Genomic DNA, 15,058 nt, shown 5'->3' on the forward strand with positions numbered 1-15,058 from the left:
GGGCTCCGCTCCGTCGTCAACTGCTATTCGCTACTCCCTATTCGCCATTCGCCCGCACTTACCAGTTGCGCTGGGCACGCACCAGCAGCGAGACCGAGTCCTGGTCCTTCAACTGGTAGGTCGTGGCCGGCTTGGCGACCGCCGCGACCGCCGGTGCGTTCGCCACGCCGGTGAACTTCTGGTCCAGCCGGGTCCAAGCGACGTCCGCAGAGAAGGTCAGATTCTTGACCGGCGTCCAGCGCGTGATCACACCCACCGTCGAGATGTTGAAGTCGGGGTTGCAATTCGCAGGCGTGATTCCGAGAGCGACCATGCCCGCACCGTTGCAGATCAGTCCCTTCGCGGTGTTGTTGTATCTGACGCCGCTCCAGGAGCCGTAGACCGCCGTGTTCCAGAACGGATCCCAGTTGTGGGTAAAGGCACCCCGGAAGCCGTAGGTGGTGGTCAGCTGCTGCTGGGTATTCGCCCCAAACACCGAATCCGACACGCCGGCGAAGCCCAGGCTCTGGAAAGCGCCGGCCATGTTGCTGCCGCCGTACATCGCGTAGTTGATCGGCGCGAGGCTCTGGAAGTTGTAGCGGCTGGCACCGTTGGTGTAGACGCCCTGCAGATTGATGGTGTCGCCGGCGCCGGTCGGGATGTTCTTGATCGACAGGGCGAGCTGACCGGCATAGCCCCATTTGTCGGCGGGATGCCCGGTCGTCTCGTTGGCACCGAAGAAGGCGGCGTGATTGTCGTGCGCCGCGAAGGACGCCTGGAACAGGCCCCAGGCCTGATCGACGCGCACCATGCCGACGATGTCGGGCGCGACGTTGCCGCCGAAATTCGACGTGCCATAGCTGCCGGTGAGCACGCCGGCGGCCGTCTGTCCCGCCGTATTCCAGATCTGCGACTGCGAATACTGCGTCGCATCCTGGGCCGAGATCGCGGCCGTGATGCCCGAGCCGAAATCCGCGGTGTAGGTGAACTGGTTGACGCCGGTGATGGTGCCGCCGCCTCCGGTCAGACCGTCGAAATTGTTGCCGGGGTAGTTGGCCCAAGGCGCGTCGAACTGCGACACGGCCTTACCCATGGTGAAGCCGGCGAACTGGATGAAGGCATAGAAGACGCCGATCCCGCCTTGCGCGATGTTGCCGTCAGCCTGCGCTCCAGGCGCGCCCGCCGTCGAATAGGCAGTTGCGCCCGTGGCGGAGCCGGTCCCGGCATAGCTGCCCCCGGTCCACTGGAAGACACCGTCGAAGAAGGTGCGCACGACGCCATATTCGGTCGCGGTGCGGGTGTCGATGTTGAGGTCGGCGCGCGAACGCGTCGTGTAGTAGTTGCTGAGACGATTTCGCCCGCCGGCGACGCCGTTCACGGCATTCTGGAAGATCGTATTCGTGCCGAAGCCGGCCTCGACCCGCAGATAGCCGCCGAGCTTGATGCAGGTGTCGGTGCCCGGAATGTAGAAAAATCCGGCGCCGTACATCGAGCAGACCCTGACATACTCGACCGCTTTGGCCTTGATCGGAAGGTCGGCGGCCTGAGCCCCACCCATGGCGAGCAACGCCGCCCCTGAGCCCAAAACAAGGCTCCTCACAGTCTTCATACTAACCTCCAAATTGCTCAGTTCAGACCGGCCCGGCTCGACATCGAACGACCGCCCCAACGGTCAGCCCGTCTCCAGCTGCACCACAGTGCCCGCGCATAGCGTTGCAGTGGGAACGATCGCGAGGCAGAGTTGGTGCTTTATCGGACCATTCTCGTGACCGGCCGGATCACGCATGTGGCACGGCCGCGGCACGGCACGCGGTCGCCGGATCTCCGAGGGTAATGTGTCGGGGAAGACTTTCGCCGCCGAATGCGTGTCGCGGTCGTGGCGGGAATGCAGCAGGACGGACGTCGAGAACCGCGGCGAGCGCGAGGCTCAAACTCTCTGGCCCCGTCATCCCGGCGATCGTGGCACGGGCCCTCGCCCGCCCGAGATCAGGCAGGCCAAGCTTGGCTCAAACGCGCGGTCGAACCGAGCGAATCCGCCGACCACCTCTCACGGATGTTTGAGCCGCATGGCCACGAGGCGGTCGCGAAATTCCATCCAGATCGTATTGCGTCGCGTGGCCGCGCGGTGTGGTTCTCGGGCGGGTCGGCAGCATGTTTGTCAGCGACAAAGCGGCACGGTGAGGAATGCGGGTCTCGGTGCTGGAGCACGCGCTGGCGAGGCAAAGAAAAACCCCCGGCAGTTGCCTGCCGGGGGTTGGTCAAACCGTCGTGAGACGGTCTGGATCAGAAGTTGCGCTGAGCGCGGAGCAGCAGGACAGCCGACTGCTGATCCTTCAGCTCATACACCGCAGCCGGCTTGGCGACAGCGGCGGCAGCCGGGGCCGTGACCGAACCCGAGTGCTTCTGGTCGAGCCACGAGTAGGCGAAGTCGGCCGAGAAGGTCAGGTTCTTGACCGGGGTCCAGCGCGTGATCAGGCCGATGGTGGCCAGATCGAAGTCCGGATTACAGGTCGAACCCGCGTTGAAGGCCGCAACCACGCCGGGGCTGGTGCAGATCAGGCCCTTGGCCGTGCCGTTGTAGCGGACAGCAGCCCAAGACCCGTAGATCGCAGTGTTCCAGGCCGGGTTCCAGTTGTGGGTGTACGCACCGCGCACACCGTAGGTCGTGGTCAGCTGCTGCTCGCCACCGGTCGTGAAGACCGAGTCGCCCACGCCGGCAAAGCCGACGCTCTGATAGGCGCCAGCCAGACCCGTGCTGCCGTACATCGAATAGCTGTTCGGCATCAGGCTCTGGATGTTGTAGCGGCTCGCACCGTTGGTGTAGACGCCCTGCACGTTGATCGTGTCGCCAGGTCCGGTCGGGATGTTCTTGATCGACAGGGCCAGCTGAGCCGCCCAGCCCCACTTGTCGGCCGGGTGGCCGGAGGTCTCGGACGCGCCGTAGTAAGCGACATGGTTGTCATGCGCCGCGAACGACGCCTGGAACAGACCCCAGGCCTGGTCGACACGGACCATACCGACGAAGTCCGGAGAGACGTTGCCGCCGTAGTTGCTGGTGCCGTAAGCACCACCGATCACGCCAGCCGCCGTCGAACCCGCCACGTTCCAGAGGTTGTTCTGGTAGTAGGCGGTCGCATCCTGAGCCGAAACGGTGGCCGTGATGCCGGAGCCGAAGTCAGCAGTGTAGCTGAACTGGTTGACGCCGGTGACCGTGCCGCCGCCGCCGGCGAGACCGTCGAAGTTGTTGCCCGGATAGTTCACCCAGGGCGTGTCGAACTGCGACACGGCCTTACCCATGGTGAAGCCGGCGAACTGGATGAAGGCATAGTACACGCCGACCGAACCCTGCGCGATATTGCCGTCGGCCTGTGCGCCCGGCGCACCAGCCGTCGAGTAAGCGGTCGCACCGGTGGCCGAACCCGTGCCGGCATAGCCGCCGGAGGTCCAGCTGAAGGTCAGGTCAGCGAAGGTACGGACCACGCCGTACTCGGTCGCCGTGCGCGTGTCGATGTTGATGTCCTGACGAGCGCGGGCCGTGTAGTAGTTGCTCAGGCGGTTATGCGCACCACCCTGGCCGCTGAACGTGCCGTTGAAGTCGCTGTTGGTGGCGATCGCCGTTTCAGCGCGGAGATAGCCGCCCAGCTTGATGCAGGTGTCGGTGCCGGGGATGTAGTAGAAGCCCGCACCATACAGGGAGCAAACCTTCACATACTCGACCGCTTTGGCCTTGATCGGAAGGTCGGCCGCCTGAGCCGCGGACATGGCGAGCAGAACTGCCGCCGAGCCGAGGACAAGGCTCTTAACCGTCTTCATTTAAACCTCCAAGTTGCTCTTTTGAGAAAGAACCGGACCAAGATCCCCCAGGACGATCCGCTTCCTCTGCTCCCGAAAAACCGCTTCAGCCGCTTCGCGCCATCGGACACACCCGCATCACGCGAGGGACTTAAGCGAACCACCTGTCACGGGACGATCGAGTAACCCCCCACCGTCATCAGGAACTATGCCTTCGCTCATTCGGTAAGCAAAATAGTTTATGCAGTCAGGTAATTGAATGAAGCCGAAATGTGTCTTGGGGGCAACACAATGGCAGCTTGTTGTGCAGCGCACGGGGGACGGCCGATGTCCTCCTAGATAAGTGATTTTGTTGCGGATTTTTTTTCTTTAGGGTCGAGCTTCGTACTGGAACTCCTGAGCAATGGCGCCCTTGAAGAACATGTCTGCCGCACCTGTGGAAGCGGACGCGCAACCGAAGACTGCCGAACATCTGCCGAAGAATCGCGACGCCATTCTTCGCTTCGCCCGGGAGATCTCCACGATCAACGTCCATCTGGAGGAGCTGAGGTACTTCTGGGCCAAGAGAATCGGCATCAGTGGCCCGCAATGGATGATCCTGATGGCGATCTCCGAGCTGGATCAAGGCGAGGGAGTCGCCGTGAATGCGGCGGCCAAGCGGCTGCACGTCGACCCTTCGTTCGTCACGACTCAGTCGAAGCTGCTCGAGAAGAAGGGCTTCATGGAACGCAAGCCCGCCCCCAACGATGCGCGCGTGGTCCGGATGTCGCTCACCACCAAGACATCGGAGCAGTTCGCCGAGCTGGAAGCTCAGCAGGCGCAGATCTTCAGCTTCATCTTCGAGGAATTCGACGCTCGCGAGCTGGCGACCTTCACGGACAAGCTGGCTGGCCTCAAGGACCGTTTCGAGAAGGCCAGCGCGCGACTCACGATGGGACTCTGAGGCCCCCGAGGCGGTCACGGCCCGACCGCCTCTTACGGGGGAGCGAGCGCAGACATGCGGTCGCGTCAGCCTGGAGGCCGCTGAGACCCCGCCAGACGCTTGGCGATCCAGTCGAAGACGAAGGCATCGGCCTCGAGCCAATCGGCGCCCGCGCTGGAGACGATCTTCAGAGTGATGTCCGGGTGCTCGCGCTTGATCTGCGCGATCAGCCGGGTTGCGATGTCGGCCCGCAGCCAGCCACGCTCCGGCACCGTCACCAGCAGCGGACACATGATCTGCCGCGCCGCCAGCCCATCGCTGGCGATCGACAGCCTGCCCCGCTCGCCCGCACCGGGTCGGCGTGACAGGAAGACGCGCTCGTGAATATCCCACAAGCCGGCGTCGCAGACCGCCGCAGCATAACGCGGATCGAGTGCGATGCCGCGCGCGACGAAGGACGAGCTCCAGTCATCCGCCAGGATCGCGATCCGGCCTTCGTCCACGTCGTCACGGGACGTCGCGTAGTCCATCACGCTTGCGATGGCTGATTCGAGATCGCGACGGCCGACGATCTCCTCGAAGCGGCAGTCCGGTCCGCTGCCCAGCAGATCGACCACCAGCAGCGCCAGGCCGCGCTGCTCCGCATGGGCTGCAAGCTTGAACAGGGAGGTTTCCTTGCGACGGCCGGGCTCACCGATGCAGATGACGGTGGGCGCCCTGCCTCCCTCGCAACGCGCCGGCAGGAAATAGGCTTCGAGCGGATAGTCGGCGCGCCAGTGAATTGTGACGACCTCTCCTTGCGGATCGGCACCGCGCAGGAATTCGCGCGCACATTCGCGCATGCGGGACAGCACGACGGCCTGGCGAGAGCGCGAGCTGCTGAACGGACAGGCCGCAGCCTCATAACAATCGATCGCGCGCGACCATTTGCGAAACGCCAGCTCGGGACGGCCGCTGCTCACGGCGTCGGCGGCGGCAGCCTTCATCGCATCCGCGCATTGCATCCACTCGCGATACCAGGACTCGTCGTCGCTGGCCTCGATCCGCTGCGCAACCGCCAGACATTCCGCAAGCTCGGCCCGGCCCTCGGGCCGCGCTTCCAGCAGCCGCGTGATGGCGCCCGCCAGATCGTCTTGGTCGGACCACGGACGCAGCACTCCCACAGAGCCTTCCGAACTCATCTTTGGACTCATTCCTCACTGGCGTGACGGTGTGGCCCCGTCATCTGGCGGTCATGGTGACCATCCGGCATTTCCCGGTCAAGCCGATGAGCAACGATTTTTGGAGAGACGATCGATGTTTGCGCTGACGGCACGGCCTGCGGAGATCACGCCGAGGCTCTGCAATCGAGACGCAACGTCAGATGCTGGGCGGCGAGGAGATCCCGACATGAAGAAGCCTCCGGCGGGGCATCGCCAGAGGCTTCCTGGGGTCTAACATCGTATGATCGTCGTCTTGCGTCGGTGGTGAATGATTACTCAGGCATGACAAAATTAGCTTATCAACTCATCTGTTTTCAACACCATTTTTAAAAAAATACCAGCACGCAGCCAAACTACTGAAACGAATGCGATTTTCGAGCCACAGGCAATTGGATCCCTTGCTCGATTGCCTCGATCCGCCGATTTGGCATCGATCGCTGCTTGAGCGAACCAGACCCGGTGCCGCGCCGGAATGAGCGCCCGCACACAAGCAAAAACCCCCGGCAGTTTCCTGCCGGGGGCTCTTGAACCCGATCAGACGATCAGGATCAGAAGTTGCGCTGAGCGCGGAGCAGCAAGGACACCGAGTTCTGGTCCTTGAGCTGATAGACCGCAGCCGGCTTGGAGGTCGTGGTCGTGGCCGGAGAAACGATGTTGCCCGAGTACTTCTGGTCCAGGTTGGTCCAGGCCACGTCGGCCGAGAAGGTCAGGTTCTTGACCGGGGTCCAACGGGTGATCAAGCCGAGCGAGGAGATGTTGAAGTCGGGGTTGCAGGTGAAGCCTGCGCCCGCGATCGCACCCATCGCCGCGCTGCCGCAGATCAGGCCCTTGGCAGTGTTGTTGTAGCTCACGGCAGCCCACGAACCGTAGATCGCCGAGTTCCAGGTCGGGCTCCAGTTGTGGGTGTAGGCGCCACGGAAGCCGTAGGTCGTGGTCAGCTGCTGCTCACCGCCGGTCACGAAGACCGAATCGCTGACGCCAGCGAAGCCGAGCGTGCCGTAGACACCAGCCGTGCTGCTGCCGCCGTACATCGCGTAGGTGGTCGGCACCAGGCTCTGAGCGTTGTAGCGGCTCGCACCGTTGGTGTAGACGCCCTGGATGTTGATGGTGTCGCCGGGGCCGGTCGGGATGTTCTTGATCGACAAGGCCAGCTGAGCAGCCCAGCCCCACTTGTCAGCCGGGTGACCGGTGAGTTCGGTGGCGCCGTAGTAGCCGGTGTGGTTGTCATGCGCCGCGAACGACGCCTGGAACAGACCCCAAGCCTGGTCGACACGAACCATGCCGACGATGTCCGGAGAAACGTTGCCACCGAAGTTGTTGGTGCCATACGAGCCGCCGATGATGCCGGCCGCGGTGATGCCCGACACGTTCCACATGTTGGTGGTGTAGTACTGGGTCGCGTCCTGCGCCGAGATCGCCGCAGTGATGCCCGAGCCGAAGTCGGCGGTGTAGGTGAACTGGTTGACACCGGTCACGGTGCCGCCGCCGCCCCACAGGCCGTCGAAGTTGTTGCCCGGGTAGTTGGTCCAGGGCGCGTCGAACTGCGACACGGCCTTACCCATCGTGAAGCCAGCGAACTGGATGAAGGCGTAGTACACGCCGATGCCGCCCTGGGCGATGTTGCCGTCGGCCTGAGCGCCAGGAGCGCCAGCCGTCGAGTAGGCGGTCGCGCCGGTCGCGGAGCCCGAGCCAGCGTAGGTGCCGCTGGTCCAGGTGAACGTCAGGTCAGCAAAGGTGCGGACCACGCCGTACTCGGTCGCGGTGCGCGTGTCGATGTTGAGGTCCTGACGAGCGCGGCTGTAGTAGTAGTTGCTGTTACGGTTCATGCCGCCGGCAACGCCGTTGACGGCGTTGTTGTACTGGCCGTTGCTGGCGAACGACGTTTCAGCACGCAGGTAGCCGCCCAGCTTGATGCAGGTGTCGGTGCCGGGGATGTAGTAGAAGCCAGCGCCGTAAAGCGAGCAGACCTTCACATATTCGACCGCCTTGGCCTTGATCGGAAGGTCAGCTGCCTGAGCCCCAGACATGGCGACGAGAGCGGCCGCCGAGCCCAGGACAAGGCTCTTGATCGTGTTCATAATGTTAAACCTCCAAGTTGCTCAGTCAGGGAAGGTTCCGCCTCCGCTGGGTGAGAGACACCCTTGGGGTTGGACCCGTTATCCCTCTTCGACCCGTCGCTCAGCCGCTTCGCGCTATCGGACACACCCGCATGAACGCGAGGGACTTGAGCGAACGACCTAAACGGGACGACGTTGGGATGCCCCCCTTCGTCGTGCGAGCAGAATTACCGAAGGCCTTTGCACACGCAACAAAGGAACCATCATTGCGGCGCTCGAGCGGCGCCTTTTCGGACCGGTGTTGCACAAAAGGCACGGAACCGTGGTTCTGCGGGAACACCTAAGTGGTTGTTTATGTTGTCGTTTTGTGACAACGCAATTTGGGGTGCTCAAGGCCGCGAGCACTCGCCCGCCAGGAACCCGCCCCAAGTCAGGCGTCTGGGCCACGAATCCAGCCACGCGCTGAACGAGAATCGGGTTGGAGGACGATGCCGTCTGCGCCCCTGCCACCGGCCGCCTTTGCAGACGACCCTCTATATTAGGGGTCCTCCGTGTCAGGGACCACCGAGAGGGCCGGCGCCGCCCGTCGACTTCCACGCCGTGCCGCGGCCGATCAACGGCAGGCTCAGCTCGCATCGATGGCCGAAGGTGAAGAGCACCGTCCACACCAGTCCAGCGAAGCCGCGGCCCTGTGAGGATTTCGAAACCGCATGCAATCTGCCGCTTGCGGCTCAGCGCGGCGTCGGGCATACCGACCCTCGCCGGAGACGTGGCCGAGTGGCTGAAGGCGGCGGTTTGCTAAACCGTTATAGGGTTGTAAAGCCCTATCGAGGGTTCGAATCCCTCCGTCTCCGCCAGCCGCCCCTGCGCGGTCAACAGCCCCTCCCCCTGATCATCCGCCTCAACGCCGAGCCGTTCACGCACCTGCCGGATCGCAACGGACCGTGGCCGTCGTGATCACGGTTGCCGCTCAATCACGCGCGGTTCAATCGAACAAGCCACGGCTGATGTTGATCACGAAGGCGGCGGGCACGCCGATGATGGTGCCGACGAACCCATAGCCGAGCGCAGCCCACCATGACGCTGCGCCTCCTGCTCCCATCACGGCACCATAGATGGCGCCGAGACCCGCACAGAGGGCGGTCACCACGACGAGGCGGCGGTCATTATGAGCCTCGACCCGCAGACGCTTCAACTCGCGCCGGCTCTGCACCGCAGGCCCGGCCGGCTCGGTCGATCCACAATGCGGGCACGCCACTGCGCTGAAGGAGACACCGCTGCCGCAGTCATGGCAGTCGTACAGCTCTTGCCGCCGCGCCTGTCGCCGTGCCTGGCCCATGCCGTCAATCCCGCTTGTCTGCGTCACACCGAACGACAGATAGGAGATTTATCGGCGCGCGACGAGGCCCGCTTCCGACGAGAATGAACGATCGGGCGCGGGTGGCCACCCCAGCACCCCGGTTCGCGGCCGGCAACACTGGCGCGTGCGGCATGCTCACGCCGAAAGCGAGATCCGCCAAGCCGCGGCTTAGCTCGCTCAGTGCGCGGTCATCCAGGCGCGCGCCTCGCGCTGCGCGGTCGCGATCTCGGCATCCGACATCTGCTCGGCGACCTCGCGGCGCATTGCCACGGCGTCGACGCGCCCCCTGAGGGCGGCGAGATTGAACCATTTGTGCGCGGCGATCAGATCGACCATGCCGTCGCGACCGCTCGCATAGAGCATGCCGAGCTCGAACAGCACATCGCCGCTGGCGCCCTGCTCCGCGGTGGTCACGTCATCAAAATTGAGTTGTCCCTGAAACATCGTCGCTCTCCTTCGCTCGAGGAGGCGGCCGGTCACCCGAGCACGCCCCCGTCCAACTGTTCAACGCCTGGTTATCCCCATGCCGTCTCGCGGCTTATGCGCGAAGGATGACTGATCAAGTTTGAAAGGCAGTTTAAACATCGTGCTGAACGAGCCCTGAACGCGGAGCCCCGCATTTTCCCGGGCCGGCTTCAATGCATTGATTCGAAATGGATTCTTCAACTCGGCAAAGAGCGGTTTACCGTTCTGTTTGGCAAACTCATAACCATCCGCGAAAGCGCCTCACCGCGCTGGCGCGGAGCGCACCACGCCGTTGGTCAACAGCCGCACCGGGACTGGACACGTCTCGACAGCACGTGCGGGGGATTGCGCAGCGCGGTACGAGCACGGCTGCGCCGAGCTGCTGATGATGATGCCGTTCGTCTATGGGAAGGTTGGAGGCACACAGTCGCCAAAGGCGCAGTGCTCAAGGATCGAGGGCGTCGGCGAACACGTCAGGATCAGATCCCACTCTGGCTGATAGCCGCTCGTGAGATTGCAGACCGGAAACGCGATCTGCACCGAACGAAGAAATCCTGTTTCTTCTGCCGGACCGTACCGCGAGCGAAGCCGCTCTCGAGTTCGATCCGACCGTTGACCTGATGTCTCGCCGACACCCTCTATCGTCTGTTGGAGCTTCAGGAGATCCGCCCGGCTCTCGAGGAGCTATGCCGACCTGCGTTCCAACGACGTGCCGGCATCAGTTGCCGGACTCATCTCGCAGAGGACTGCGAGAGTTACTTCTTCTTGGCGACCTTCTTGGTCTTCTTGGCAGTCTTCTTCGCCGCGGTCTTCGCGACCTTCTTCACTGCCTTCTTCGCCTTCTTCGCTTTCTTGGCCATGTTGCCCTCCGATGTGAGATGGCTTAGTCGATGCGTGCACTCGGGAATCGAGCTGCACTCCTCATCGATACACCAACGAGTGAAAAAAAACAGCTTCCGGCTTAAGGAAGTGTTGACAGGCGCGCGCGTGTGCGGCTGACGAAACGCGCGAAGCAGCGCGTCGATCGATCAAGAAAATACAAACGTCTCCCTGCGCAAGGCCGCGATCGCAACTAATCGAGATTGCGCAAAAAGCCTGTGCTGCAAGTATTTTTCTGAACGGCTGAACAGCACGGCGCACGCGACGACGCCGGCGTGTCGGCGTGCAGACTCGCATGGTGAGAGCAACGCGCGGACTCTGAGTCGTAAATTTTGGCAATGAAAAAATTTTCATTGCACACGCCCTCGTGTGCGTTCGAACGCTCGGCAATGGTGGCTTTTTTGCGAATCGCGTGCGGCGATTCGCCGGACCGCGACGCCAAGACAAACGGCGCGCACCATGTGCGCGCCGCTGGAAACGAAGACGGGCGATCGTCGTTCAGATGCCGAGCTTGCTCTTCAGGAGATCGTTCACCGCCTGCGGGTTGGCCTTGCCGCCCGACGACTTCATCACCTGACCGACGAACCAGCCGGCGAGCTGCGGCTTGGCCTTCGCCTGCGCGACCTTGTCCGGATTGGCGGCGATGATCTCGTCGACCACCTTCTCGATCGCGCCGAGGTCGGTGACCTGCTTCATGCCGCGGCTCTCGACCAGCTCGCGGGGGTCGCCGCCCTCGCTCCAGACGATCTCGAACAGGTCCTTGGCGATCTTGCCGGAGATGGTGCCTTCGCCGATCAGCGCGACGATCGCCGCGAGCTGGGAAGCCGACACCGGCGAGGACGCGATGTCGCGGCCCTCCTTGTTGAGCCGGCCGAACAGCTCGTTGATCACCCAGTTGGCGGCGAGCTTGCCGTCGCGCGCCCGCTCGGACAGCGCCTCCAGGACGGCCTCGTAGAACGCAGCGCTCTCGCGCTCGGCCACCAGCACGGAGGCGTCATAGGGCGACAGGCCGAAATCCGCGATGAAGCGCGCCTTCTTCTGGTCCGGCAGCTCCGGCAGCGCAGCCTTCAGCTCGTCGACGAAGGCCTGGCTGAATTCGAGCGGCAGCAGGTCCGGATCCGGGAAGTAACGGTAATCGTGCGCCTCCTCCTTGGAGCGCATCGAGCGCGTCTCGCCCTTGTCGGGATCGAAGCGGCGGGTTTCCTGCTCGATCACGCCGCCGTCCTCGATGATCTCGATCTGGCGCCGCGCCTCGGCCTCGACCGCCTGGCCGATGAAATTGATCGAGTTGATGTTCTTGATCTCGCAGCGGGTGCCGAGCGGGCCGCCGGGCTTGCGCACGGAGACGTTGACGTCGGCGCGCAGGGATCCCTTTTCCATGTCGCCGTCGCAGGTGCCGAGATAGCGCATGATCGACCGCAGCTTGGTGACGTAGGCCTTGGCCTGCTCGGCATCGCGGATATCCGGCTTGGAGACGATCTCCATCAGCGCCACGCCGCAGCGGTTGAAGTCGATATAGGACAGCGACGGCGACTGGTCGTGCAGCATCTTCCCGGGATCCTGCTCGATGTGCAGGCGCTCGATGCCAACAGTGGCGGTCTTGCCGCCGTCGAGCTCGACCGTGACCTCGCCCTCGCCCACGATCGGGTCCTTGTACTGGCTGATCTGGTAGCCCTGCGGCAGGTCGGGATAGAAATAGTTCTTGCGGTCGAACACCGAGCGCAGGTTGATCTTGGCGTTCAGACCAAGCCCGGTGCGCACGGCCTGGCGCACGCACTCCTCGTTGATGACCGGCAGCATGCCCGGCATCGCCACGTCGACCAGCGAGACATGGCTGTTGGGATCGCCGCCGAACGCGGTCGAGGCGCCCGAGAACAGCTTCGACTTCGAGGTGACCTGGGCGTGGATCTCCATGCCGATCACGACCTCCCAGTCGCCGGTGGCGCCCTTCATCAGCTTGCCGCTGGTTGCCGTCATGGCCCTCAACTCCCCATCAGCGCGGAGACGATCCGCTCAAATTCGATATCCAATGCATCCTTGGCGACGGGCTGCCCGGCCTGCCGATACCAATAGGCGGCATTGCCGAGATCGCCTTCGACGCGATGCAGATGCGCGTGCGCCCACGCCGCGTCGCGGCCGGTCTCGTCCTGAATGATCTTGTGCGCCCGGTCCCAGTCGCCCTTCGCCAGCCACCACAGGCCGGTGAGCACCGGCGTCAGGCCGGCCGCGGGCGCGTCGCCCGCGAGGCTCGTCTTGAACCCGGCGACGCTTACCACCACCGGACCGGCGTGAAGCGTCCCGCCGCCTGCTCGATGACCTCGCCGAGCGAGAACAGCGTCTCCTCGTCGAACGGACGGCCGATCAGTTGCAGCCCGAGCGGCAGCCCCTGTCCGTCCTTGCCGGCCGGCACCGCGATGCCCGGCAGGCCCGCCATGTTCACCGTCACCGTGAAGATGTCGTTGAGATACATCTCGACCGGATCGGCGCCGCCCTTCTCGCCGATGCCGAACGCGGCCGACGGCGTCGCCGGCGTCAGGATCGCGTTCACGCCCCTCGCAAAGCAGTCCTCGAAATCCTTCTTGATGAGGGTGCGGACCTTCTGCGCCCGGATGTAATAGGCGTCGTAATAGCCGGCCGACAGCACATAGGTCCCGATCATGACGCGGCGCCGCACCTCGGGCCCGAAACCTTCGGCGCGGGTGTTCTCGTACAGCTCGCCGATCGACTTGCCGGGCACGCGCAGGCCGTAGCGGACGCCGTCGTAGCGGGCGAGGTTGGAGGACGCCTCCGCCGGCGCCACGATGTAATAGGCCGGCAGAGCGTATTTGGTGTGCGGCAGCGACACCTCGACGGTTTCTGCGCCGGCGGCTTCCAGCCACTTGCGACCCTCACTCCAGAGCTTCTCGATTTCGGCCGGCATGCCGTCGAGCCGATACTCCTTGGGAATGCCGATCTTCATGCCCTTCACGGACTTCCCGATCGCAGCCTCGTAGTCCGGCACGGGGATGTCGACCGAGGTCGTGTCCTTCGGGTCGTGGCCGGCCATCGAGCGCAGCAGGATGGCCGCATCGCGGGTCGAGCGCGCGATCGGCCCGGCCTGGTCGAGCGAGGAAGCGAAGGCGACGACGCCCCAGCGCGAGCAGCGGCCATAGGTCGGCTTGATGCCGACGGTGGCGGTGAACGCGGCCGGCTGGCGGATCGAGCCGCCGGTATCGGTTGCGGTCGCGCCCATGCAGAGCAGCGCCGCCACCGCCGACGCCGAGCCGCCGGACGAGCCGCCCGGCACCAGCGTGGTGTTGGAGCCCTCGCGGCGCCAGGGGTTGCCGACCGGGCCGAAGTACGAGGTCTCGTTCGACGAGCCCATCGCGAACTCGTCATTGTTGAGCTTGCCGAGCATCACCGCGCCATCGCGCCAGAGCTGCGAGGTCACTGTCGACTCGTAGGTCGGCACGAAATTACCGAGGATCTTCGAGCAGGCCGTGGTGCGGACGTCCTTGGTCGCGAACAGGTCCTTGATCCCGAGCGGAATGCCGGCCAGCGGCCCACCCTCGCCTCTATTGATCTTGGCGTCGGCGTCGCGCGCCATCGCGCGCGCCTGGTCCGGCGTCTCCATCACGAAGGCATTGAGCGCCCGCGCCTCCTCGATCGCCTTGAGATGGGCGTCGGTGAGTTCCAGCGACGTGAAGGTCTTGCTCGCGAGACCCTTGCGGGCCTCGGCGAGCGTCAGGGACGTCAAATCGGTCATTTGTTGATCGGGCTGCAGAAGAAAGGGGAAAGCGTCTTGTCGTCGGCCGCGTCGTCCGCGAAGAACTTGTTCTTCGCAGGGGGGGCTTTCTTGGTATTGGCGGCCGCTTCGAGCTGGTCGAGGATCTCGTTGACGGTCTTGTCCGGATCGGCGGCCTTGCCCTGCCGCTCCATGGCGTCGAGATAGTCCATATAGGCCTTGTAGGCCGCTTCATCGTCGCAGAGCAGGCACATGGCGTTGGCTCGCTTGTCGGTTTGAAGGAGCGGATCACGCGCGATAAGCGCGGACCTGCCCTGGCTATTCCACGACCTTCGGCACGAGAAAGAAGTTGTTCTCGGTCATGGGCGCGTTCTTGACGATGTCGTCGGCGATCTCGCCGTCAGTGACGACGTCCTGGCGCTTCTTCATCGCCATCGGTGTCACCGAGGTCATCGGCTCGACGCCCTCGACATTGACCTCCGACAGTTGCTCGACGAAGTTAAGCATCGCATTGAGCTCGCCCTGCAGATGCGGGACCTCGGCGTCAGTGACAGCGATCCGCGCCAATTGCGCGATCCGGCGGACGGTGGCGGCATCGACCGACATTATATAGGGCCTCACGGGACAAGGTGAACCCGCCCTATAGCAGAGCCCGCTTTCGCGCCGCAACCGGCAGCC

12 protein-coding genes and 1 tRNA gene are annotated in these 15,058 nt (G+C 63.9%); 2 read left to right on the plus strand and 11 right to left on the minus strand.

Annotation, left to right across the window (positions count from 1 at the left end; all coding sequences use genetic code 11):
- Positions 1 to 58: 58 nt before the first annotated feature.
- Positions 59 to 1,588 (minus strand): porin, encoded by a 1,530-nt coding sequence (locus tag QX094_RS33910; protein ID WP_315711381.1) that lies wholly within the window; start codon positions 1,586 to 1,588, stop codon positions 59 to 61.
- Between the two features lie 674 nt (positions 1,589 to 2,262).
- Positions 2,263 to 3,792, minus strand: coding sequence for a porin (locus tag QX094_RS33915; protein ID WP_316188500.1), 1,530 nt, complete (start codon positions 3,790 to 3,792; stop codon positions 2,263 to 2,265).
- A 382-nt stretch (positions 3,793 to 4,174) separates the two neighbouring features.
- On the opposite strand from QX094_RS33915, the gene QX094_RS33920 reads away from it, so the two are divergent.
- On the plus strand, positions 4,175 to 4,714 hold the full coding sequence (locus QX094_RS33920) for a MarR family transcriptional regulator (protein ID WP_315729363.1): 540 nt from the start codon (positions 4,175 to 4,177) through the stop codon (positions 4,712 to 4,714).
- Between the two features lie 65 nt (positions 4,715 to 4,779).
- On the opposite strand, the gene QX094_RS33925 is transcribed toward QX094_RS33920, so the two are convergent.
- Positions 4,780 to 5,874: a hypothetical protein gene (locus tag QX094_RS33925; RefSeq protein WP_316188501.1), complete on the minus strand. Its 1,095-nt coding sequence runs from the start codon at positions 5,872 to 5,874 to the stop codon at positions 4,780 to 4,782.
- 569 nt (positions 5,875 to 6,443) lie between these two features.
- Complete coding sequence (locus QX094_RS33930; RefSeq protein WP_315711375.1) at positions 6,444 to 7,973, minus strand: porin; 1,530 nt, start codon at positions 7,971 to 7,973, stop codon at positions 6,444 to 6,446.
- Between the two features lie 742 nt (positions 7,974 to 8,715).
- Between QX094_RS33930 and QX094_RS33935 the strand changes: the two genes are divergently transcribed.
- Positions 8,716 to 8,809, plus strand: a tRNA-Ser gene (locus QX094_RS33935).
- 128 nt (positions 8,810 to 8,937) lie between these two features.
- On the opposite strand, the gene QX094_RS33940 is transcribed toward QX094_RS33935, so the two are convergent.
- The 7 genes from QX094_RS33940 to gatC form a co-directional block, all read right to left on the minus strand.
- Entirely contained in the window at positions 8,938 to 9,291 is a 354-nt protein-coding gene (locus tag QX094_RS33940) for a hypothetical protein (RefSeq protein WP_316171404.1), read from the minus strand.
- A gap of 198 nt (positions 9,292 to 9,489) precedes the next feature.
- Positions 9,490 to 9,756: a hypothetical protein gene (locus QX094_RS33945; protein ID WP_315711373.1), complete on the minus strand. Its 267-nt coding sequence runs from the start codon at positions 9,754 to 9,756 to the stop codon at positions 9,490 to 9,492.
- Positions 9,757 to 11,154: 1,398 nt separating this feature from the next.
- Positions 11,155 to 12,633, minus strand: coding sequence for an Asp-tRNA(Asn)/Glu-tRNA(Gln) amidotransferase subunit GatB (gatB, locus tag QX094_RS33950; protein ID WP_315752953.1), 1,479 nt, complete (start codon positions 12,631 to 12,633; stop codon positions 11,155 to 11,157).
- Between the two features lie 5 nt (positions 12,634 to 12,638).
- Positions 12,639 to 12,935 carry a hypothetical protein gene (locus tag QX094_RS33955; RefSeq protein ID WP_315752954.1) on the minus strand — a complete coding sequence of 99 codons (297 nt, stop codon included), beginning with the start codon at positions 12,933 to 12,935 and terminating at the stop codon, positions 12,639 to 12,641.
- Positions 12,926 to 14,401: an Asp-tRNA(Asn)/Glu-tRNA(Gln) amidotransferase subunit GatA gene (gatA, locus tag QX094_RS33960; protein ID WP_315752955.1), complete on the minus strand. Its 1,476-nt coding sequence runs from the start codon at positions 14,399 to 14,401 to the stop codon at positions 12,926 to 12,928. Before gatA ends, QX094_RS33955 begins: the two co-directional genes overlap by 10 nt.
- Positions 14,398 to 14,634, minus strand: a complete 237-nt coding sequence (locus QX094_RS33965; RefSeq protein WP_315752956.1) for a hypothetical protein — start codon at positions 14,632 to 14,634, stop codon at positions 14,398 to 14,400. Before QX094_RS33965 ends, gatA begins: the two co-directional genes overlap by 4 nt.
- Before the next feature lie 64 nt (positions 14,635 to 14,698).
- Positions 14,699 to 14,986, minus strand: coding sequence for an Asp-tRNA(Asn)/Glu-tRNA(Gln) amidotransferase subunit GatC (gene gatC, locus QX094_RS33970; RefSeq protein ID WP_315711367.1), 288 nt, complete (start codon positions 14,984 to 14,986; stop codon positions 14,699 to 14,701).
- Positions 14,987 to 15,058: the final 72 nt, after the last annotated feature.

The organism is Bradyrhizobium sp. SZCCHNS1050, assembly GCF_032484785.1.
Taxonomy (GTDB): domain Bacteria; phylum Pseudomonadota; class Alphaproteobacteria; order Rhizobiales; family Xanthobacteraceae; genus Bradyrhizobium.

Coding starts and splice junctions, on each gene's coding strand:
- QX094_RS33930 (WP_315711375.1), bottom strand. CDS start 7,973: ATGAACACGATCAAGAGCCTTGTCCTGGGCTCGGCGGCCGCTCTCGTC.
- QX094_RS33925 (WP_316188501.1), bottom strand. CDS start 5,874: ATGAGTTCGGAAGGCTCTGTGGGAGTGCTGCGTCCGTGGTCCGACCAA.
- QX094_RS33965 (WP_315752956.1), bottom strand. CDS start 14,634: ATGTGCCTGCTCTGCGACGATGAAGCGGCCTACAAGGCCTATATGGAC.
- QX094_RS33945 (WP_315711373.1), bottom strand. CDS start 9,756: ATGTTTCAGGGACAACTCAATTTTGATGACGTGACCACCGCGGAGCAG.
- gatB (WP_315752953.1), bottom strand. CDS start 12,633: ATGACGGCAACCAGCGGCAAGCTGATGAAGGGCGCCACCGGCGACTGG.
- QX094_RS33910 (WP_315711381.1), bottom strand. CDS start 1,588: ATGAAGACTGTGAGGAGCCTTGTTTTGGGCTCAGGGGCGGCGTTGCTC.
- QX094_RS33920 (WP_315729363.1), top strand. CDS start 4,175: ATGGCGCCCTTGAAGAACATGTCTGCCGCACCTGTGGAAGCGGACGCG.
- QX094_RS33915 (WP_316188500.1), bottom strand. CDS start 3,792: ATGAAGACGGTTAAGAGCCTTGTCCTCGGCTCGGCGGCAGTTCTGCTC.
- gatA (WP_315752955.1), bottom strand. CDS start 14,401: ATGACCGATTTGACGTCCCTGACGCTCGCCGAGGCCCGCAAGGGTCTC.
- gatC (WP_315711367.1), bottom strand. CDS start 14,986: ATGTCGGTCGATGCCGCCACCGTCCGCCGGATCGCGCAATTGGCGCGG.
- QX094_RS33940 (WP_316171404.1), bottom strand. CDS start 9,291: ATGGGCCAGGCACGGCGACAGGCGCGGCGGCAAGAGCTGTACGACTGC.